Origin of the sequence: Boseongicola sp., from assembly GCA_014075275.1 — a bacterium.
GTDB lineage: Bacteria > Pseudomonadota > Alphaproteobacteria > Rhodobacterales > Rhodobacteraceae.
This window is the reverse complement of the sequence record CP046179.1, coordinates 3,167,550-3,187,751: the sequence shown is the minus strand read 5'-3', so window position 1 is coordinate 3,187,751 and position 20,202 is coordinate 3,167,550. Positions and strand designations below refer to the sequence as shown.

The window sequence follows — 20,202 nt, the reverse complement described above, 5'->3', positions numbered from 1 at the left end:
CACCGGCCCACCTAATAAAATATCCCATTTTGCCATTCGCATTTGTTCCGACTATTCATTGAGCAAAGGTGAGTACCCATGCCCAGTGACCAGAATTTGATTTTCGGCATTTTCGCAGTGTTGTTTGCGCTGCTTGTCTGGGGGCGCATTCGGTATGACCTTGTAGCGTTTGGCGCGCTGGTTCTCGCGGCAACCTTGGGGTTGGTGCCAAAAGACCGGGTATTCTCGGGGTTCGGACATTCGGCTGTTGCCATAATCGCGCTGGTCCTGATCGTATCGCGCGGGCTGGTCGGCTCGGGGGCAATCGAAAAGCTGGCATCACGATTATTGGACGCCGAGCGCCCGCTGCCACTGCACATTGCGGTGATGGCGGTTGTCGGAGCCGGGCTTTCGGCGGTGATTAACAACGTAGCCGCACTGGCCTTGTTGATGCCATTGGACGTTGAAACCGCGACAAAGGCCAAACGGGCGGTCAGCAAGACCCTGATGCCCTTGTCGTTTGCGATCATTCTGGGCGGCATGATCACCCTGATCGGCACGCCACCCAACATCGTCATCGCCGAGTATCGCCAGGACGTTCTGGGCACGCCCTTTGGCATGTTCGATTTCGCGCCTGTTGGTCTGGTCGTGGCCATTACCGGCATTGCCTTTGTATCGTTGATCGGATGGCGATTTCTGCCTGCACGGGAAGGCGCGCTGGAACAAGAAGGCGAGTTTGCTAAAGGCCGATATATTGCCGAATTAAGAGTGGGGGAGAAGGCCCTGGAAGAAGGCAAAACTGTTGCCAGCCTTTATCCCCTGGCCGATGAGCACGACGTCCACATCCTGGGCCTTGTGCGGCGCGGCAAGCGCCTTCCTGGTTTTGCAGCCCGGCAGGACATTCGGCCCAGCGATTTTGTGGTTGTCGAGGGCGAGCCTAAATCCATCGAGGCTTTTATGGGTCAGGGCGATCTGGAGTTTTCAGGTTCCGAGAAACATTCCGGTGGCGTGACATCCGGAGGTCTTACTCTGACAGAAGCGATCGTGCCCGAAGGCGCACGGATTGCCGGACGAACGTCGCGCGGCTTGCAGCTTTTGTACCGCCACTCGGTGACTTTGCTGGGCGTATCGCGGAACGGCAAAAGGTTCCGCGAGCGCGTACGCCTGCTGCCGATAAAACCCGGTGACGTGTTGCTGCTGTTGGGCTCGCCGGAACGGGTGACCGCTGCTGCGTCCTGGCTTGGCGTGCTGCCGCTAGACGGGCGGGAAACCCAGGTTGTGCAACGCTCCAAAGCAGGTCTGTCCATCGGCATGTTCCTGGCCGCGATTGTCGTCGCGGTCTTGGGGTGGGTGTCTTTGCCCGTAGCTTTGTCGGCAGCGGTGATCGGATTTGTCGGTGTCGGGTTGGTATCAGGACGAGAGGTTTACGAGTCTATCGAATGGAAAGTGATAGTTTTGCTGGCCAGCCTAATTCCCCTGGCCGAGGCGTTTGAGCAATCTGGCGGCGCCGAGTTGATCGCCGGTCAAATTCTGTCGGTCACAGATGGGATGCCGCCCTGGGTGTCCTTACTTTTGCTGATGATCGTGACCATGACGCTTTCGGATTTCCTGAATAACGTCGCCACCACATTGATCGCAGCCCCCATTGCCATTGGAATGGCCACCGCAACCGGCACCAACCCGGATGCGTGGTTGATGACCGTGGCAGTCGCGGCCTCTTGCGCATTTCTCACGCCCATTGGGCACAAGAACAACACGATCATTCTGGGCCCCGGCGGATACCGTTTCGGGGACTATTGGCGCATGGGCCTGCCGCTGGAGATTCTGGTGATCGCAGTTGCCGTCCCGACCATCCTAATTGTCTGGCCTCTTTGAGTTTTTTGTGTCAGCGTAAGCGAATGATGGCCCGGGCATTTTTCTGAGCCAATGAATATCCCGCCGGGAGGCGGACAATACTGAATGAACATTCAAGACTGGCTGACGCCGACCATAATATTCGGCGTTTTGTCAGGGGTCTTGAGCACCTACGCCTATATTCCCTATATCATCGACACCGTGGCCGGACGCACCCAGCCGCAACGCGCATCCTGGCTGATCTGGTCGGTGCTTGGCTCTGTGGCCTTTTTTTCGCAAGTGTATGAGGGCGCCACATCATCGCTTTGGTTTGCTGGCGTGCAGGTTGGCGGCACGATCATTGTTTTCTTTTTGTCCATTCGAAAAGGGTTGGGGGCGTATTTGAACCGCACGGACTACTTCGTTCTTGTCGCTGCTGCGATTGGATTGATCCTGTGGTATTTCACCGAAACCGCAGCCTATGCGTTGACCATCACGATCTCTGTCAGCCTCCTGGGCGGTGTGTTGACAGCCATCAAATCCTATGGCGATCCGGGAAGCGAAACTCTGGTGACCTGGGTGGTGTCTTTTGTCGCCGCGATCTGCGCAATGCTGGCTGTTGGAACCTTTGATCTGATCCTTCTGGCCTATCCCATGTATCTGTTCACACTCTACACGGTCTTCATCACCGCCATCCTGTTGGGGCGAGCCCGACAGCTCTCGAGCGCCTAGCGCAAACGCTTCAGAATTTCGAAACTCGCATAACCATCAGGCACCATCCCGACCGATGTCTGAAACCGACGGATTGCAGAGATGGTGTTGGGGCCAATGATCCCATCGACACCAGACGTCGTAAACCCGCGAGACGTCAAAAGCCGCTGCATTTCCTGCTTTTCCCGGAACGCCGGATTGCGATCATCGCGCGGCCAGCCCGACTTCAGTTTGGGGCCACCCACCAACCGGTCGCTCAGATGCCCGACCCCGATCACATAGGCATCGGCGGTATTATAGCGCTCGATTACGTGAAAATTGTCGAAGATCATAAAGGCCGCACCACGCGCGCCCGCCGGCAGCAGGATCGAGGCGCGGCCATGGTTGGCCACCTTGCCGCCCTTGACATCCCGCACGCCCAAACGCGCCCACTGTGCAGGTGATTTTTTGATCCTTACACCGGCTTGCGCATAGTCAAACCCCTTGGGTACAGTCACCTCAACACCCCAGGGCTGGTCCTTGGTCCATCCGTGCTGCTTCAGGTAATGTGCAGTCGACGCCAGAGCATCGCCGGGATCATCCGACCAGATGTCGCGCCGCCCGTCTCCGTCATGATCCTGGGCAAAGCTCTGATACGAGGTCGGAATGAACTGGGTATGCCCCATGGCGCCAGCCCAAGACCCTGTCATCTTACGCGGAGCCACATCGCCAGACTGCAAGATGCGCAGGGCCGCAATCAATTGACGTTCAAAGAACCGACCGCGACGGCCATCAAATGCCAGCGTCGCCAAGGCCTCGATCACATTTTCCTTGCCGCGAAACGTGCCATATGCACTTTCCAGCCCCCAGACGGCTGCAACAACTTCGGCTTCGACGCCATATTGCGCCTCAATAGCCTTCAATGTGCGGATATGTTTCGACATCGCACGCTTGCCGTTTCGAACCCGCGTCGACGACACAGCAGTATCAAGATAATCCCATATCTGCTTGGTGAATTCGGATTGATTTCGGTCTTTGCGAACGACATCCGCATTGTACCGAACGCCTTGGAATGCCTCAGTCAACACAGTCGCGCGTATACCCATACCGCGCGCGCGGCGTTGAAACTTTTCGACCCAACTTTGAAACGCCTGGTTTGAAACACTCGCCTCAACAACCACCATTGTGTCCCCTTGTTTCGGCATGCTCGGTGTCACACTTCCACCCACAATCGGTCCTGCATGGGCACCACCGACCAAAAAAGTCACAAACACTGCGGCCAATATTCCGCGCATGACACAATCCGAAATCTATTAAACTGCTCTGACGTCAGACTAGCCAATTCTCGTCACGCAAAAAAGACAGCACTTTCGGCAATCTGCCGCCGACGGCTGAAACCTGCCGCGTTTTAATTCTTTTTGGCGAAAATACTCCGGGGCCTGGGGCAGAGCCCCAGATCGGGCATGTCGTGCGAAACGAACGTTTCGCGCCGCTGGGTTAGAACCTGTCAAGAAGACGTTTCAGATAGTCCAGCTCTTCGGACGGGCGTTCCTGTTCGCCAGACCGCCGACGAATTTCATCCAGCAATTCGCGCGCCCGGCGATAAACATCGTCGCCCTGCAACAATTGCTCGTCTGTGCCGATACGGCCGTATTCGCCGGCCTCGCGACCCAAGGGATCGCGCCCGCCCAATGGGTCATTGCGACCAGCGGCCTGGCCCTGCTGACCGCCCTGTTGGTTTTGCTGTTGCTGCGCCATTTGTTCGGCCAGATCACGCATGCCGTCCCGCAGCGCCTCCATGGCCTTTGATTGACTGTCTAATGCGTCGGCGAAATTCTCGTCGCGCAAGGCATCTTCGGCATCTTCCATAGCTTCGCCAGCCCGACCCAGAGCATCGCGCGCGGCGTCCCCTTCGGCGGAACCTGCGCCGGGCAGACTACCACGCTGACGGTCCAATTCTTGACGCAGCGCTTGTTGACGATCCGCAAGCCCCTGTTGGTTGCCACCGCTGCCCTGGCCCTGACCTTGCTGGCCTTGCCCCTGACCGGGCTGTTGACCTTCGCCCTGCTGTTGTCCGGGCGTTTGCCCCTGCTGGCCTTGCTGACCGTTGGGATTGAACTGTTCCTGCAGATCACGGAAGGCCTCATCGGAAAGTCCCTGTTGCTGCCGCAATGTTTCGGCCAGCCCTTCCATCGCCTGTTCACCCTGACTTTGACCGTTCTGCTGGCCCTGGGTGATTTGCATGTTCTCCATCATCTGGCGCAATTGGTTCAGCAATTGCTCGGCCTCGGCCATGCGGCCTTGTTCCATCAGCTCTTGCAATCGATCCAGCATGTCCTGCAATTGGTCGCCGGTCATCTCTTGCATGTCGCCCTGATTTTCAGCCGTTTGCTGGTTCTCACCACTTTGCTGCTCGGCTAACTGGCGCATGTAATCCTGCATCGCCTCGCGCAACTCCTGCATTAGCTCGGCAATTTCGTCCTCGGTCGCACCGTTTTCAATTGCCTCGCTCAGCCGATCCTGAGCCCGCCGAAGCCGTTCCAGCGCGTCGCCCAAATCACCTTCTTCAATCTCCAGTGCAATGCTCCACAGCACGTCGGAAAATTCCTCGACCGCTGCATCATCCATGCGCCTAAGCGCCACGCGAGCTTCAAGACGTCGGACGAGGAAACGTAACTTCAGATAGACCGTTTCGGACCGGAAAATTCCATCAGGATTGAACGAGACCGCCCTGAGTATCTGGGATGTTCTCTTGGCATTGGCGCGATTCCACAAAAGATCACGCCGTTGCTCGATGATCGATTTGGCCAGCGGATCGAAGAACCGTCGCCCCGGCAGGGTCGCAAACTGCGGTGCCGACAACCCGATTTGCCCTGCTGCATCCTCTGCAGTCAGCGATGCCCGCACCGGCAGATTGGCCCAGGGGTGCTCACTGAAATCCTCGACAATTATTTCGCTGAAATTTGCGCGATCCCCAGAAATCGTCATCGGAATATCCAGAACCAGCGCCGGACGGTCTTCCGGTTCTGACAACAGTCCATAGGCGCGCACCACTTCAGGCAGATCTAGAGTGATCTCCATCTGCCCCGCGACAACGCCATAATCGTCGGATGCCGCAAAAGCTGCCTCCATTCGGCCAGCTTCGCCCTGTTCTATTGGGGCTTCGAATTCGATTGTCGGCGGCTGATCTTCTGTTGCTGAAATCGCCCAGGACTGACCGCCCGGACCGTCGACCGAAACCTCTCCGCTTTCGGCAACCTCGAATGTCTGAACGGTATCCGTCGCAGGTGGTATGTCCTCGGTGCGCCCCGAGACGGTTTCGTTCAGTGCAAGGGCGCCGACTGCGCCATAGAACCGAAGCGTGACCCTGCTGCCGACCGGAACCGCAAACGCTTCGCGGTCGATATCATTCAGGTAGAGGCTTGGTTGGCCGGTATAAAGCGGCGGCTCCACCCACCCTTCCCAGCTGGGCCCAGCCGCAAGCGAGGTGTTCCCCGGCGTCAATTCAGCAACTGTCGCAACCCGCAGGAATGAACCGAACAACAGTGCAACCGTAAACATCAAAAGCGCCGCATATCGCAGCGCATAGGGATCACGACTGGAAAGTTGCAGATCCGGTGACACTGCTTTGGCTGCCCCGGTCCGCGCCATCATTCGTTCCAGATGCGCGTTCCAGACCTGTTCAGACGCCGGATCACCGCTGCCGATGGCCTGAGTATCTGAAATAGCCGCAATCGGATTTCCCGGCAAAGTCGCGTCCAAACGCGCCAGGGCCTCTGTCCGCGACGGCCACGTAAGGCGTCGCACGCCAAAAGCAAACGCCGCCAATGCACCCAGAACCACCAGAACACCAATACCCCAGACCGCCTCAAGCGGCAGAGCTTCGTGCAATCCGAGCATCAAAAATGCCAGTGATGTCAGCAAGATAGCCCAAAGCGGCCAGAACGCGCGGACGAAACGCTCGGAGACCATACCGACAAATGTCCACCTCAGCGGCCAGGAAAGCCGCTTTGCTGCATTCTCAGGAAGATCGCGCGGATAAGTCATACGCAAACATATAGGGCCGAAGTCGGGTTAATCCGACCCCTCGAGCCATTCTGGAATGGTATCTCGATTTATGATGTCGTCAAAGGTGGGACGGGCCCGAATGACGGCGAATTGATGCCCATGCACAAGAACTTCGGGGATCAGGGGGCGGGTATTGTATTCTGATGCCATGACCGCGCCGTATGCCCCGGCCGAACGAAAGGCGACAAGATCGCCAGCATCAACCGGCGGCATGGGCCGGTTCTTGGTAAATATATCCCCGGATTCGCAAACCGGCCCAACGATATCATAGGGCCTTTGTTCGGCCCCCGGCGCAGGCTCGATAACTGGCAATATATCGTGATAGGCTGCATACATAGCCGGACGCACCAGATCATTCATCGCTGCATCCAGGATCAGAAATTCGCGCCCTTCGCCCGATTTGACGTAGATGACTTCGCTGACCATCAACCCGGCATTCCCGGCAATCAGGCGGCCCGGCTCAATTTCGATCTCGCAATCAAGGTGGCCAACAGTTTCACGGACCATCGCACCATACTCCATTGGCAATGGCGGAGCAGTATTTGATCGCTCATATGGGATGCCAAGGCCGCCCCCAAGGTCCAACCGACGTATATTGTGCCCATCCGAGCGCAAAACTTCGGTCAGTTCCGCAACCTTCTGATAGGCAAGGCGATATGGCTCCAGATCCGTCAACTGGCTACCGATATGCACGTCGATGCCGATAACCTCGAGACCAGGCAATTTGGCCGCGGCCGCATAAACTTCGCGTGCCCTTGCAATTGGTATGCCGAACTTGTTCTCGGACTTGCCGGTCGAAATCTTCTCGTGGGTTTTTGCATCCACATCGGGGTTCACACGCACGGTGATCGGCGCGACCACGCCAAGGCCTTCTGCCACATCCGACAGCGCCACCATTTCAGGCTCGCTTTCGACGTTGAACTGGCGGATGCCGCCTTCCAGAGCCAAACGCATTTCATCGCGTGTCTTGCCAACACCAGAGAATACGATCCTGTCGCCCGCAAACCCGGCCGCCTTTGCGCGCAGGTATTCCCCGCCGGAAACCACATCCACACCTGCCCCAAGCGAGGCCATCAAGCGTAACACCGCCTGATTTGAGTTGGCCTTCATCGCATAGCAAACCAAATGGTCCGTGCCGGCGAGAGCTTCGTCAAACAGCTTGTAATGCCGGGTCAGAGTTGCCGTCGAATACACATAAAACGGCGTTCCGACCGCTGCTGCGATATCGGCGATGGCAACGTCCTCGGCATATAGCGCGCCGTTCTGATAGATAAAGTGGTCCATGAAAATGCCTCATAGCAGACCGGCAATCCGGTGCAAGAACAGCGTGTTTTTGGCCTGCTCATAGCAATGGTTTGCAACAACGATCCAAAAGTGCCCGCGTGCGTCAGATTAACAGGCTTGCAGCACCCTCATGCTTCAGCAGGGCTACTTTGGTTTCAATACCGCCAGGCGCGGAAAACCCACCCAAATGACCAGTGCCAATCACACGGTGGCAGGGGATGATGATCGCAATTGGGTTGGCCCCACATGCCTGCCCTGCACCTTGGGCCGACAGGCCGGTTTCCTTGGCAATCTGGCCATAAGTCTTGGTTTCGCCAAAGGGGATGGCAATCAACGCGTCCAGGAACATGCGCTGCGAAGGGGAAACTTTCGGCGCTAGTGGCACGTCAAATTCAACCAGCGCGTGGTCAAAATAAGCCGCAAGTTGAAAATGTGCTTCCACCAGAAGCGGCGTTTCTTCATCCCCGTTCCGGCCCCATTCCAACGCAGTGATACCGCCATCTTCTTCGACGATTGTGATGGGCCCAAGAGGGCTGGGTTTGCTTAAAGAAGGCATAAACTAACCATGCGATGCACAGCCAAATCCGGCAACCCGGAACCTGCGCAACCGACGGAGTTACCGCTCCAAGCCAATTCCACTATCCCACGTCATTATTGGCCCGAAAGTATCCCGGGGGAGCGCGAAGCGCGTGGGGGCAGAGCCCCCGGATCGACCCGTCGTCAGACGGGGCGAAACTCAATGCAGAGCAGCATCACATCGCGCGCAGACACCTGCGTGTCCGTGCGTCCCAACATCCGGCAACAGCTTCCAGCACCGCTGACACTTCTCGCCATCTGCCATCTCGAAGACCACGCCCACACCATCAACCTCGGGCACACGAAACGCCTCGGCCGGTGCGGGATCGGAAGTGACCGAGATCGCGCTGGTGATGCAGATGTCTTCAAACGCCACTGTCTTCAACGCAGCCAGCACGCTTTCGTCCTCGACATACACCACCGGTGCCGCCTCCAACGATGCTCCGATGACCTTGTCGCGCCGTTGAACCTCCAGCGCCGCCGTCACAACCCGCCGCGCTTTGCGGATACCGGACCATTTGGCAGCCAATGGTTCGTCCAACCAATCGGCTGGCGTGTCTGCCATATCGATCAGGTGGACCGAGCTTTCGTCGCCCGGGAACCGTTCCAGCCAAACCTCTTCCATGGTGAAGACCAGAACTGGCGCCAACCAAGTGGTCAGCCGGTGGAACAGGATGTCCAGCACCGTGCGCGCTGCGTTCCGACGGTCTGACGGACCGTCGCAATAGAGAACATCCTTGCGGATATCGAAGTAGAACGCCGACAGATCCAGCGTGGCAAATTCGAAAATCGCCCGGAACACACCCTGGAAATCATAAGCCGCATAGCCAGTGCGCACCTTGTGATCCAGTTCCGCAAGACGATGCAGCACCCAGCGTTCCAGCTCCGGCATATCGGCGGGATCGACGCGCTCGGCCTCGGTGAACCCGTTCAGGCTGCCCAGCATGAACCGCATGGTGTTGCGAAGACGACGATAGCTGTCGGCGACGCCTTTCAGGATCTCAGGCCCGATCCGCTGGTCGGCGGTATAGTCGGTTTGCGACACCCAAAGCCGCAGGATATCGGCGCCATATTGCTTGACCACGGCATCGGGCACGATGGTGTTGCCAAGCGATTTGGACATCTTGATGCCCTTCTCATCCAGCGTGAACCCATGGGTCAGCACACCGCGATAGGGCGCACGCCCATTGGTGCCGCAGGATTGCAGCATCGACGAATGGAACCAGCCGCGATGCTGGTCGGTGCCTTCCAGATAAAGGTCAGCGATCCCGTCTTCGGACCCGTCTTCCCGGTCGCGCAAAACGAAAGCATGGGTCGAGCCGGAATCAAACCACACGTCCAGAATGTCGAACACCTGATCGTAATCGGCAGCGTTCACGTCATTGCCCAGGAACCGTTCTTTCGCGCCGGGTTTATACCAGGCGTCAGCCCCTTCGGCCTCGAAAGCCTCCAGAATGCGGGCATTCACCGTTTCATTCCGCAAAATGTAATCCGCGTCTGTCGGCAAAGCGCCCTTACGCACGAAACACGTCAGCGGCACACCCCAGGCGCGTTGACGCGACAGCACCCAGTCAGGGCGTGCCTCCATCATCGAATAAAGCCGGTTGCGCCCGGTCTTGGGCGTCCACTTCACATTGTCGATCTCGGTCATCGCGCGTTCGCGGATTGTCTTGCCGAAGGTGTCCTGCCCATCGCCCACAGGCCGATCAATGGCGGCAAACCATTGCGGCGTGTTGCGATAGATAACCGGCGCTTTCGAGCGCCATGAATGCGGATAGCTGTGCTTGATCTTGCCGCGCGCCAACAAGCCGCCAACCTCGACCAGCTTGTCGATGATCTTCTTGTTGGCATCGCCCTCGCCACCCTTGCGGGACAGGATATAGCTGCCCCCGAAGAACGGCAGGTCTTCGCGAAAGCCACCATCGTCATTCACGTTGTAGGTGATGACCTGTTCCAGCATGCCAAGATCGCGATAAAGCTCATACTCCTCCATCCCGTGGGACGGGGCGCAATGGACGAACCCGGTGCCTTCATCATCGGTGACGAAATCAGCGGCGCGGAAGTCTCGCACGTCGTCCCATTCGCCGTTCGAGCCTACGGCCCCGGCAAGCGGATGCAGCAGGCCGTATCCTGACAACTCGTCCGCCGAAACATCGCGTACCCGTGCATACATGCCGTCTTCCAGCCGCGCTCGTGTGAAAACATCGCCCGCCAGCTTTTCTGCCAGAATGAATTTGTCACCGACGGCGGCCCAGCTTTCTTCCGGCGTGCCAGTCACTTCATACAGCCCGTAGTCGATGTCGGCCCCGTAAACGACCGCTTTGTTCGACGGCATGGTCCAGGGGGTTGTCGTCCAGATGACAACATGGGCATCGTCAAGATCCCCGCCCCGGGCCTGACCCGGGGCCTCTTCACCACCCAAGGCCCCGGCTCCCTGGCCGGGGCGCGTCATGCGGAACTTCACCCAAACCGTGAAGCTTTCCTTGTCGTGATATTCGACCTCGGCTTCGGCCAGCGCGGTCTTTTCCATCGGCGACCACATCACGGGCTTCGACCCCTGATACAACGTCCCCGTCATCAGGAACTTCTGGAATTCTTCGGCAATCACCCGCTCGGCGTGGAAATTCATCGTCAGATACGGGTCATCCCAGTTGCCGGTGACGCCCAGACGCTTGAATTCCGACCGCTGAATGTCAATCCAGCCATCGGCGAAATTGCGGCATTCCTGACGGAACTCGACCACATCCACCGCATCCTTATCGCGGCCCTTCTTGCGGTATTGTTCCTCGATCTTCCATTCGATGGGCAGACCGTGACAATCCCAGCCGGGGATATAGCGCGCATCGTTACCCATCATCTGCTGGGATCGCACCACCATGTCCTTCAGGATCTTGTTCAGCGCGTGGCCAATGTGCAGATGCCCGTTGGCATAGGGCGGACCATCATGCAGCGTGAAAGGTGTGCGCCCCTCTTTCTCGCGCAGGCGGTCATAGATGCCGATCTTCTCCCAACGCTCCAGCCAGGCAGGTTCGCGGTTCGGCAACCCGGCCCGCATCGGGAAGTCGGTGACAGGCAGGTTCAGCGTTTCTTTATAGTCAGGCGTGTCGGAAGACATGTGTCATGTCCTTTAAAATTCGCAAAATGTCGGTTGGGGGCGGCGGAGAAACTCAACGCCTAAATCCCGGCTGCCCATCAGATCAGAGCGCCGGGCCACTAATTCGCATAATGATTGCTGGCCGTATCATCATGGCCCTGTGCTATAGTGCTGGCGTCCCAAGAGGTAAAGACAGGAACGCCCACGATGTATCCCGCCAAAGACGTGCTGACCAGGGAAGTAGAGTTTCGAAGCCTGCACCGCGACCCACATATTTCGCAAACCCAAAAGATCATCGACCACATCGACGTGCATTGTCGAACCTGGATCGAACGTTCACCCTTCATGGTGATGGCGACCTATGGAGCGGACGGCAAAGTCGATGTCTCGCCGCGCGGCGACCCGGCAGGGTTCGTCAAAGTGTTGGACCAGAACACGCTCGCCATCCCGGACAGGCCTGGGAACTATCGCTATGACAGCATGACCAACATTCTGGAGACTGGCGGGATAGGTTTGGTGTTCTTCGTGCCAAACCGAAATGAGGTTGTGCGCATCAATGGCACCGCGCGCATAGTACGCGATGAAGATATCCGCGCCGCTATGGCCATAAAGGACCGCGTGCCGCATCTGGCCATATTGGTCGACGTCGAAGAGGCCTTCTACCACTGCGGCAAAGCCATTATCCGCTCCGGCCTGTGGCACCCGGACAAGGCGCTTTCGGTCGATGGCATGGCAACATACGCCGAGGCTGTCACCGATCAGGCCCATCTGAGTGGCCCGTTGGGTGAGTTGGAAGCGCTTTTCAAGAATAACGAAGATAATCGCCTCTACGATCACTGAGCAATTGTGTCCGCATCCCTCCTTCTTCTGATCCAAAATACTCCGGGGTGAGGGCCAAAGGCCCGAGGGGCAGAGCCCTTTTCCCGCGCGAAACGCCATTTTCGCGCGCGGATCGACGCAAACGTCAGTTCGCGGCGAAACTACAACTCCGGGCGGCGTCAACGCGCCACATGGCATCCCGCGCTACCACATCCCTTAAATCGCCCATGACCAAGGCCCTGAATATCGCCATTATCGGCGCTGGTATCGGCGGGTTGACCGCTGGCGCACTTCTGGCCCGGTCCGGGCATCAGGTCACAGTTTTCGACCAGTTTGACGCCCCGCTACCAGTCGGTTCCGGGTTGGTAATCCAGCCGGTTGGACAGGCCGTTCTGGCCGAGATCGGTGCCCTCGTGCCTGCCCGACACCATGGACGCCCGATCTGGCGCATGGACGGGCGCGAGATCAACTCCGGGCGGCAAGTTCTGAAGGTCGACTATGGCGACCATGGTGGACCCAGATTCGGATTGGCTATCCAGCGCCCGGCGCTGTTCGACTGTCTGTATCAAGCGGCGATGGCGGCCGGAGTAACCGTGCAGACCTCGGCCCGGATTACCGGCGCCGGTTCTGGAATCCTCACTCTGGCCGACGCCACCCAAACGACCCGTTTCGATCTGGTCGTCGACTCCTCCGGGGCAAGCTCCACCCTTTCCGGCCTTAAATCTAAGCCCCTGCCCTTCGGCGCGCTCTGGGGCACCGTGCCGTGGCCCGAGGCGGGATTTGACGCCGGTGAGTTGCGCCAGCGGTATCGCCGTGCTGATCGGATGATCGGGATCATGCCCAGCGGCACCCGACCCGGAGATGCCACCGAAACCGCCACCATTTTCTGGTCGTTGCCACGGAACGGCCACGACGATTGGACTAGTTCCGGTCTGGCCGCCTGGCACGATGAAATAGCTGGGTTGTGGCCGGAAGCCCTCCCGGTGTTTCAACAGATAACCGACCCTGCCCAGATGACCTTCGCCCACTACAGCCACGGCACCTTGCGGCGGACCACCGGTGACAGGCTGGCCGTGATCGGCGACGCCGCCCATCGCGCTAGCCCCCAATTGGGGCAGGGCGCGAACATGGCGATGCTGGATGCCTTCGCACTGGGCGAGGCTCTGAAACGCGGTCCCGTTCCTGAAGCCCTGAACCACTTTGCCCGCGCCCGGCGCTGGCACGTGCGCATCTATCAGGCAATGAGTTATGCGTTCACCCCGCAATACCAGTCCCACAGCCGCGCCCTGCCGGTCTTGCGGGATCGGCTGTTGTTTCCGGTCTCGATGGTGCCGCCGATCCCCTCGGTTCTGACCCGTTTGGTCTCGGGCGATTTCGTGCCACCACTCGCCAGCCTGACACCGCCGGATTTCGGCGCCTAAAGCCGAATTCGGCTAAAATTTTTGATTATCAAGCAAAATTCACGCCCAATTCACCCCGATTTCGGGCGCGTTCACCATTGGCATAACGGCAAGGCGACACCTCACCAGTCACAAAGGGTCATCGAAAACACAACATCAAAGGATGACCAAAATGACTGTAATAGCCCAAACCCGCCCCGCCTTTCCCGGCTCAAACTTCCGCCCCATTGCCAAGCTGCGCGCCTGGAACAATGCTGTGAATGATTATCACCGCTTCAAACGTATCGACGATCATCTGTTGGCCGACATGGGCTTTACCGCCGCGCAGCAAGACCGATCTGCGATCCGCGATTTCTTCTTCGAGCCGCGCTAAGTGGCGGGCGGTAATAGGCGCGGCACCGCTACTCCCTCGGTGCTGCGTCCGTTCGTTCAAACAGGCCCGTCAATGCGCGCTGCACCAGCCGCGTAACCTTGGGCCTATCAGCCCGCCGGAACGGCAAAGGCCGACATACTTCCATCGCCGCAATCCCGACCCGGGCCGTCAATGCGCCATTGACCAGACCTTCCCCGAACCGCCGCGAGATCTTGCTGATCAGATGCCCGCCACCGATTGACCCCAACAGATCGTCCCCAACCGCCACCGCACCGGTCGCCACCAGATGCGCGATCACCGCACGCGTCAACCGCCAAGCGCCCAGCGCGCCGGAGCGTCCGCCATAAATCTCGGCAATGCGCCGGATCATCCGCACATTCGCCGTCAGTGCTGCTAAAACATCGGCAAACGCCAGCGGCACCAGAGCCGTAACCGTGGCCACCTGACGCGCCGCCGTTTCAACCTCGCGCCGCGCGCGGTCGTCCAACGGGGCCAGAAGTGCGGTTTCCGCCAGCCCGAGCTGCGCATCGGCGTCGAACACATCGCCCTGCCCATCGGCCAGCCGTGCCCGGCCCCAACGCATATCCTCGCGTCCAGCATAGATCGCGCTGAGGCGTCCGGTCAGCGCCTTGGCCCCCGCGAAATCACCAGCGGCAATCACCCGGTCCGCCTCTTCGTGGAAGCCCTCGATCTTGCGCAGCCGCGCCAATGCCGCCCATTCCCGGATCAGGATTGCCAGACAGACTGCCCCAAATAACCCCAACAGCCTAAGTGCGCCCCAGCCCAGCCACGAGTTCCGCGCGACCAGCGCCACCACCGCATCCCAGATCGCGATCGATCCAAAGAACAGCACCACCGCCACCAGCAACTGCCAGAACCACCGCACCAGCCGCGACGGTTTGCGCGCCGCAAAAGCTGCCATGGTTTGCATCGCCTGTCCCGTCGGCGCGCCTTCCGGTTCCGACACAGGGGGCGCATCGGCGGGACTTGGCCCGCTGTCATCCAGTTCGATCAGAACCGGTGCATCGCGCTCACTCATATCCGGTCTCCAATCAAAAACTCCGCCGCACGGTCCAGCCGGATATGGGGCGGTCCGTCGCCGGGGCGTATTTCCAATGGTTGGGGCGCGAAGGACATCACCTGATAGTCCATCTCTAGCCAATCCTCCGCCCCTTGCCGCGCTGACGTCAACAATCGCGCCGGGTCCTCGGGCAGGCGGCCGGGATAGAACGCCGCGCGCTTACCACTGTCCAACAATGTCCCGCGCACCACGTCCAGTTTGCGGCCATCGCGGTCGATCTGATCCTCGGTCGTGGTGCGCAAACTGGCCAGCGACAATGCTGCCGTCTCTGCCCCGGCAAAATCCGCCTTGCTACGTGCATCGGCCAACATCGCATCAGCGATGGCGGACAACTGCGGATGCTGGCTGTGGTGAAGATGATCGGCCTTGGTGGCGGCGAATAGGATTTTCTCCACCCGTTTGCCTAGGAATATCTGGCTGAGGAAGGCGTTCCGCCCGGGGCGAAACGCGCCCAGGATATCCGCCATTGCGCCGCGCAAATCCTCGACCGCTTTGGGGCCCGAATGGATCGCCCCCAGCACGTCCACCAACACAACTTGCCGGTCGATCCGCGCAAAATGTTCGCGAAAGAACGGCTTCACGACCTGGCGCTTATAGGCCTCAAACCGGCGCTGAAACTCGCGCCCCAATGACCCACGCGGAAAATCCCCGGCAGGCAATGGTGCAAAAGTTAAGACAGGCGAACCTTTCAGATCCCCTGGCAACAGAAACCGCCCCGGCGTGCAATCGGAATATCCCGCTTCGCGCGCCGCCGTCAGATAGCCGGTAAAGGCCTCGGCCAATGCGCCTGCGGCAGGTTCATCCAGTTTCGCACCGGTGTCCGCAGCAGCCAAGGCGGCGCGATAACCATCCGCCTCTCCGCGCGCTTCAATCCGAGCCAGTGTTTCGCGCGACCAGGTGGCGAAATCCTTGCCCAACAACCCCAGATCCAACAACCACTCGCCCGGATAATCAACGATATCCAGATGCATAGTGCGCGCGCTGCGCATGCCGCCCAGCAAGCCACCCGGTTGAACGCGAAATGACAGGCGCAATTCGCTGATGCCGGTGGTCCCGTCAGGCCAGAACGGCTTCGGGCCAGTCATCGCGGCCAGATGGCTTTCATACTCGAAACGCGGCACCGTGTCGTCAGGCTGTGGTTGCAACCACGCAGCCTCGATCCGACCCGCCGCCGTCAAACCCGGCATCCTGCCCCGATTGATCAGATTGGCCACAAGCGAGGTGATGAACACGGTCTTCCCGGCGCGCGACAACCCGGTGACGCCCAGACGGACCACGGGTTCAAAAAACGCCTCGCTAACCGTGTTCACGGTCGTCTCGACGCCTCGCGTCAAACCGTCTGCAATTTCACCGATGACCACTCGAAAACCCCTATCGTGTCGGATCAAGATAGGAACGCTGAACCAAACGCACCAGCCCTGGCTTTCTTTCTGGCAAAAATACTCAATCGCGCATCGGCGCAGCCGATGCGCGGATCGACTTGCCGAAGGCAAGGCGAAATAAGGGTATTTGCCCTTAACCCTCATATCGCGCTAAGGCCCCACCCATGCCACGTTATGCGTTCAAAATTGAATACGACGGCCGCCCCTTTGCGGGCTGGCAGCGACAGGCCGACCAGCCTTCGGTGCAGGAAGCCGTGGAAACGGCCCTGTCGAAACTGGAACCTGGCCTGCCATCCATCGCCGCTGCCGGGCGCACCGATGCAGGCGTTCATGCGCTTGGACAAGTCGCCCATGTCGAAACCCAACGCAGCTGGGACCCATTCCGTCTATCCGAGGCGCTGAACTTCCATCTGAAACCGCAACCTGTCGCCATTACCGCCTGCGCAGAGGTCAACGACGACTGGCATGCACGGTTTTCGGCAGTCGAGCGACGCTATCTTTATCGCATTGTGCAGCGCCGCGCGCCTCTGGTCCACGATGCGGGGCAGATCTGGCGCGTGCAACGTGCGTTGGATGTGGAAGCCATGCGCGCCGGTGCGGAACACCTGATCGGCCAGCACGATTTCACAACCTTCCGCTCGACCATGTGTCAGGCTAAAAGCCCGGTCAAAACCATGGATGAGATTACAATTGAAACCCGCCCCTACGCCGGTGGCGCCGAAATTCGATTTGCCATCCGCGCCCGCAGCTTCCTGCACAATCAGGTGCGATCCATCGTTGGAACACTGGAACGGGTCGGCACAGGCGCGTGGGAACCGGAACAGGTCAAAACCGCTCTCGAATCGCGAAATCGTGCCTCTTGCGGGCCAGTTGCTCCGCCAGATGGGCTCTATTTGACAGGGGTTTCGTACAATCCACCGGTTTTCTGAGTCATTTGCCACGAAATCGAAACAACGCGCCCAATTCCCGCCTAGGACAGCCGAAAGCGTACCCAAATCACCTTTGCCGCGACCTCAATTGGCCGCGAACATCAGGCTTATTGCATGTATCGACAGATTTGGAGACGAACAATGAGTGAGCTATTTACACTGTCATTCGATGCCCTAGCCATCAGTGCCCTGACCTGCATGGTCCTGCGCGAGGTCTTCATCGCGACGCTCCCAAATCGGATCGCAGGTCCGGGCGGCAATTTCATCGATACCGACCGCTACTAAATACGCCTGTCAGCGTGCCGGGACAGCAAAGGTCAGATTGGCCCAAAGGCTTTCCCACTGCGCGTTCTTTGATGCTGCCAACTCGGGCGATGGCTCTCGCAGAACCACCGAATCCAACTGGTATTTATTTCCCGGCTTCACCGGAATGGTGGCGCGACCCTGTTCATCGGCCTTCACGGTGAACACACTCACGCGACCAAAGACTGGTTCGTCGAAGACTTCCAACTGCGCGCCTGCGCGTGGATTTCCCTCATAGAAAACCTGAACGTCAATCCCGTCCGACATATCGTCGGTATAGGGATTTTCCAGTGCAACAATCTCGGTAAGAAGCCCGGTTTCCAGATCCGAACCGGCTCCATCACCTACGGCCACAAGAGACTTAGCATAGCGCGAATACACCTCTGTCACGTCTTTTTTCGGCAAGCCGCGGTCCGCGTGCGATTGCAAGGTCCAAGCAGCGTCTTTGTGAATGACAAATGACTCGAACTTCTCATACGAATCCCATGCCAAACGCAGATCCGTAGTCTCATGAACGAATACGACCAAACCCTCTCCGGGGGCATCCATGCGCACGGCTGGAAGATCACCCATGCGTCCCTCGACCGGGTGCGCTTGTCCTGCATAAACATAGTCAAATCGCCGGAAGTTTGGCGGCAAATAGGATTGCTTGCCGCCTTTAAAATCCTCGCCGACTTTTATATCGGCAACAATTTGAGCGCCCGGCTCGACAATATAATTCTCCGGATCAATCCAGAATTCATGGCCCTTGGCGACAGTTGCAATACATGCCAATGAAGCGGCAATAGAGAGGGTTCGAAACATGATGGGTATCCTGCAAGCGCGATTTTGGATGAGGGTGGCCTTCGCGACGCTGCTGTCAAGCCTGATGATGATCACGGTTCTGCGCGCGCACGAAGTTCAGCCGACAATCGCCGACATCTCAATCGGGGCCGAACAGGTCGAACTTTCCCTTGGCTGGGTTCTGGAAGCGCCAGTTGCGGGGCTGAACCTTGAAGGTATCGAAGATACCAATCTCACTGAAAATGCAGAAGAATATGATCGCCTGCGCGCTTTGGAGCCAGCCGACCTAGAAGCCGCGTTTCGCGCCACCTGGCCCGAGATTGCAAGCCAGCTCACGTTGGAAAGCGATGGCCGTCTACTGGAGCTAAGCATCGAAGAGGTAAACATTCCCGAAGTTGGGGATATCGAACTCGCGCGCCCCTCGCAGGTGGTGATCCGCGCTGACCTTCCACCTGGCGAGGCAGGCGTGATCATGTCATGGCCAGCTGCATTCGGTCCGATCGTCATCCGCCAGATTGGCGTCGAGAACGCCTATACCGCCTATCTGATCAACGGTGGCGAAAGTGATCTGATTGCGCGTGGTGGTGGCGACGCAGAAACGGCAGGCGAAGCCTTTGTCGATTATGTCGGCGTCGGTTTTGACCACATCATTCCGCTGGGTCTGGATCATATTCTGTTCGTGCTGGGGCTGTTCTTTCTGGCGCTGCGTATCGGCCCGCTTCTTTGGCAGATCACAGCGTTCACTCTGGCCCACACAGTCACACTGGCGCTGGGTGCCATGGGCATCATCCAGCTAACCGACGGCAATCTGGTGGTAATCGAATCCCTGATCGCCGCCTCGATAGTCTATGTCGGGATTGAGAACATCATTGCGCGCGGCCTGATGCCTTGGCGTCCGGTTGTGGTCTTTATGTTCGGGCTGTTGCACGGATTGGGCTTTGCCAGCGTCCTTAGTGATTTTGGTTTGGGCGCGTCCAATTTTGTGCCCAAGCTGATTGGGTTCAATGTCGGTGTGGAAATCGGCCAATTGGCGGTGATAGCAGCAGCGTTCGTGGCTTTCGGGCTCTTGTTCGGTAGTCAAAGCTGGTATCGCGCACGCATCGCCAATCCTGTCTCTGCGGGCATCGCCATTATTGCAGCTTTCTGGGTGCTAGAGCGCACTGGAACTATGGATGCCTCGGGCATCCTTTCGCCCTTCGCACTTTTGACCGAAGGGGGATTGCCAGCGGTCTGGACAGTGGTCGTGACCGCCGGGATTGCCGGTATTCTGACGATTGCGGTGCTGGCAGTGTCAGCCTTGGATAAACTGCGCGATACCATTGGCGGATTGTCGTCTTTTGCCTTGTTTATGGCTGTGGTCGGCACTTTCACATCGGGTGCCTTCGCAATGACGGCCATTTCGGTCGTCATCTGGATCCTGGTCATCCGCCTGCAAAGCCTGGGCGAAATGGAGGGCGATACGGCCTGATGCCTTCAACATCATACACCATGCCCGAACGTTCTGTTTCGGGTGTAGTGTGCCATAAAATGCACGCATTAACGCGGTAAATCGCCGTTAGACACCGCTGCTTGGGCCAATTTCTTTCATTTGCGCCCGAGATGGCTATG

General features: G+C 58.5%; 16 protein-coding genes. 8 read left to right on the top strand and 8 right to left on the bottom strand.

Annotated elements, in window-relative coordinates:
• The first annotated feature begins 78 nt into the window (after positions 1-78).
• Both GKR98_15930 and GKR98_15925 read left to right on the top strand, forming a co-directional pair.
• Positions 79-1,854: an SLC13 family permease gene (locus tag GKR98_15930; GenBank protein ID QMU59537.1), complete on the top strand. Its 1,776-nt coding sequence runs from the start codon at positions 79-81 to the stop codon at positions 1,852-1,854.
• Between the two features lie 84 nt (positions 1,855-1,938).
• Positions 1,939-2,544 carry a hypothetical protein gene (locus GKR98_15925; protein QMU59536.1) on the top strand — a complete coding sequence of 202 codons (606 nt, stop codon included), beginning with the start codon at positions 1,939-1,941 and terminating at the stop codon, positions 2,542-2,544.
• Here the strand turns inward: GKR98_15925 and GKR98_15920 are convergent.
• The 5 genes from GKR98_15920 to GKR98_15900 form a co-directional block, all read right to left on the bottom strand.
• Positions 2,541-3,797 carry a lytic murein transglycosylase gene (locus GKR98_15920; protein QMU59535.1) on the bottom strand — a complete coding sequence of 419 codons (1,257 nt, stop codon included), beginning with the start codon at positions 3,795-3,797 and terminating at the stop codon, positions 2,541-2,543. The two genes, GKR98_15925 and GKR98_15920, sit on opposite strands and share 4 nt — an antisense overlap.
• 202 nt (positions 3,798-3,999) lie before the next feature.
• Positions 4,000-6,549, bottom strand: coding sequence for a TIGR02302 family protein (locus GKR98_15915; protein QMU59534.1), 2,550 nt, complete (start codon positions 6,547-6,549; stop codon positions 4,000-4,002).
• 27 nt (positions 6,550-6,576) lie between these two features.
• Positions 6,577-7,854 (bottom strand): diaminopimelate decarboxylase, encoded by a 1,278-nt coding sequence (lysA, locus tag GKR98_15910; GenBank protein ID QMU59533.1) that lies wholly within the window; start codon positions 7,852-7,854, stop codon positions 6,577-6,579.
• A 103-nt stretch (positions 7,855-7,957) separates the two neighbouring features.
• A complete protein-coding gene (locus GKR98_15905; protein ID QMU59532.1) occupies positions 7,958-8,410 on the bottom strand; it encodes a methylated-DNA--[protein]-cysteine S-methyltransferase in 453 nt (150 codons plus the stop codon).
• A gap of 180 nt (positions 8,411-8,590) precedes the next feature.
• Positions 8,591-11,545, bottom strand: coding sequence for an isoleucine--tRNA ligase (locus GKR98_15900; GenBank protein ID QMU59531.1), 2,955 nt, complete (start codon positions 11,543-11,545; stop codon positions 8,591-8,593).
• A 186-nt stretch (positions 11,546-11,731) separates the two neighbouring features.
• On the opposite strand from GKR98_15900, the gene GKR98_15895 reads away from it, so the two are divergent.
• The 3 genes from GKR98_15895 to GKR98_15885 all read left to right on the top strand — a co-directional run bounded on the left by GKR98_15895 (position 11,732) and on the right by GKR98_15885 (position 14,116).
• The gene (locus GKR98_15895) at positions 11,732-12,364 is read left to right on the top strand and encodes a pyridoxamine 5'-phosphate oxidase family protein (protein ID QMU59530.1); all 633 of its coding nucleotides are present in this window, start codon (positions 11,732-11,734) and stop codon (positions 12,362-12,364) included.
• Positions 12,365-12,582: 218 nt separating this feature from the next.
• Positions 12,583-13,764 (top strand): NAD(P)-binding protein, encoded by a 1,182-nt coding sequence (locus tag GKR98_15890; protein ID QMU60140.1) that lies wholly within the window; start codon positions 12,583-12,585, stop codon positions 13,762-13,764.
• 151 nt (positions 13,765-13,915) lie between these two features.
• Positions 13,916-14,116 carry a hypothetical protein gene (locus GKR98_15885; protein QMU59529.1) on the top strand — a complete coding sequence of 67 codons (201 nt, stop codon included), beginning with the start codon at positions 13,916-13,918 and terminating at the stop codon, positions 14,114-14,116.
• A 28-nt stretch (positions 14,117-14,144) separates the two neighbouring features.
• Here the strand turns inward: GKR98_15885 and GKR98_15880 are convergent, their stop codons facing one another.
• Both GKR98_15880 and GKR98_15875 read right to left on the bottom strand, forming a co-directional pair.
• Positions 14,145-15,155, bottom strand: a complete 1,011-nt coding sequence (locus tag GKR98_15880; protein ID QMU59528.1) for a TIGR01620 family protein — start codon at positions 15,153-15,155, stop codon at positions 14,145-14,147.
• On the bottom strand, positions 15,152-16,723 hold the full coding sequence (locus tag GKR98_15875) for a YcjX family protein (GenBank protein QMU59527.1): 1,572 nt from the start codon (positions 16,721-16,723) through the stop codon (positions 15,152-15,154). Before GKR98_15875 ends, GKR98_15880 begins: the two co-directional genes overlap by 4 nt.
• Positions 16,724-16,743: 20 nt before the next feature.
• On the opposite strand from GKR98_15875, the gene truA reads away from it, so the two are divergent.
• Both truA and GKR98_15865 read left to right on the top strand, forming a co-directional pair.
• A complete protein-coding gene (gene truA, locus GKR98_15870; protein ID QMU59526.1) occupies positions 16,744-17,508 on the top strand; it encodes a tRNA pseudouridine(38-40) synthase TruA in 765 nt (254 codons plus the stop codon).
• A 141-nt stretch (positions 17,509-17,649) separates the two neighbouring features.
• Positions 17,650-17,793, top strand: coding sequence for a hypothetical protein (locus tag GKR98_15865; GenBank protein QMU59525.1), 144 nt, complete (start codon positions 17,650-17,652; stop codon positions 17,791-17,793).
• A gap of 9 nt (positions 17,794-17,802) precedes the next feature.
• On the opposite strand, the gene GKR98_15860 is transcribed toward GKR98_15865, so the two are convergent.
• On the bottom strand, positions 17,803-18,615 hold the full coding sequence (locus tag GKR98_15860) for a DUF4198 domain-containing protein (GenBank protein QMU59524.1): 813 nt from the start codon (positions 18,613-18,615) through the stop codon (positions 17,803-17,805).
• Positions 18,616-18,643: 28 nt separating this feature from the next.
• Here GKR98_15860 and GKR98_15855 point away from each other — a divergent pair, with 28 nt between their 5' ends.
• Positions 18,644-20,062, top strand: coding sequence for a HupE/UreJ family protein (locus GKR98_15855; protein QMU60139.1), 1,419 nt, complete (start codon positions 18,644-18,646; stop codon positions 20,060-20,062).
• The last annotated feature ends 140 nt before the right edge of the window (positions 20,063-20,202 follow it).

Excerpts from the sequence above, each read along its gene's own strand:
- GKR98_15930 (QMU59537.1), top strand. The coding sequence starts at position 79 with ATGCCCAGTGACCAGAATTTGATTTTCGGCATTTTCGCAGTGTTGTTT.
- GKR98_15925 (QMU59536.1), top strand. The coding sequence starts at position 1,939 with ATGAACATTCAAGACTGGCTGACGCCGACCATAATATTCGGCGTTTTG.
- GKR98_15920 (QMU59535.1), bottom strand. The coding sequence starts at position 3,797 with ATGCGCGGAATATTGGCCGCAGTGTTTGTGACTTTTTTGGTCGGTGGT.
- GKR98_15915 (QMU59534.1), bottom strand. The coding sequence starts at position 6,549 with ATGACTTATCCGCGCGATCTTCCTGAGAATGCAGCAAAGCGGCTTTCC.
- lysA (QMU59533.1), bottom strand. The coding sequence starts at position 7,854 with ATGGACCACTTTATCTATCAGAACGGCGCGCTATATGCCGAGGACGTT.
- GKR98_15905 (QMU59532.1), bottom strand. The coding sequence starts at position 8,410 with ATGCCTTCTTTAAGCAAACCCAGCCCTCTTGGGCCCATCACAATCGTC.
- GKR98_15900 (QMU59531.1), bottom strand. The coding sequence starts at position 11,545 with ATGTCTTCCGACACGCCTGACTATAAAGAAACGCTGAACCTGCCTGTC.
- GKR98_15895 (QMU59530.1), top strand. The coding sequence starts at position 11,732 with ATGTATCCCGCCAAAGACGTGCTGACCAGGGAAGTAGAGTTTCGAAGC.
- GKR98_15885 (QMU59529.1), top strand. The coding sequence starts at position 13,916 with ATGACTGTAATAGCCCAAACCCGCCCCGCCTTTCCCGGCTCAAACTTC.
- GKR98_15880 (QMU59528.1), bottom strand. The coding sequence starts at position 15,155 with ATGAGTGAGCGCGATGCACCGGTTCTGATCGAACTGGATGACAGCGGG.
- GKR98_15875 (QMU59527.1), bottom strand. The coding sequence starts at position 16,723 with ATGAGGGTTAAGGGCAAATACCCTTATTTCGCCTTGCCTTCGGCAAGT.
- truA (QMU59526.1), top strand. The coding sequence starts at position 16,744 with ATGCCACGTTATGCGTTCAAAATTGAATACGACGGCCGCCCCTTTGCG.
- GKR98_15865 (QMU59525.1), top strand. The coding sequence starts at position 17,650 with ATGAGTGAGCTATTTACACTGTCATTCGATGCCCTAGCCATCAGTGCC.
- GKR98_15860 (QMU59524.1), bottom strand. The coding sequence starts at position 18,615 with ATGTTTCGAACCCTCTCTATTGCCGCTTCATTGGCATGTATTGCAACT.
- GKR98_15855 (QMU60139.1), top strand. The coding sequence starts at position 18,644 with ATGAGGGTGGCCTTCGCGACGCTGCTGTCAAGCCTGATGATGATCACG.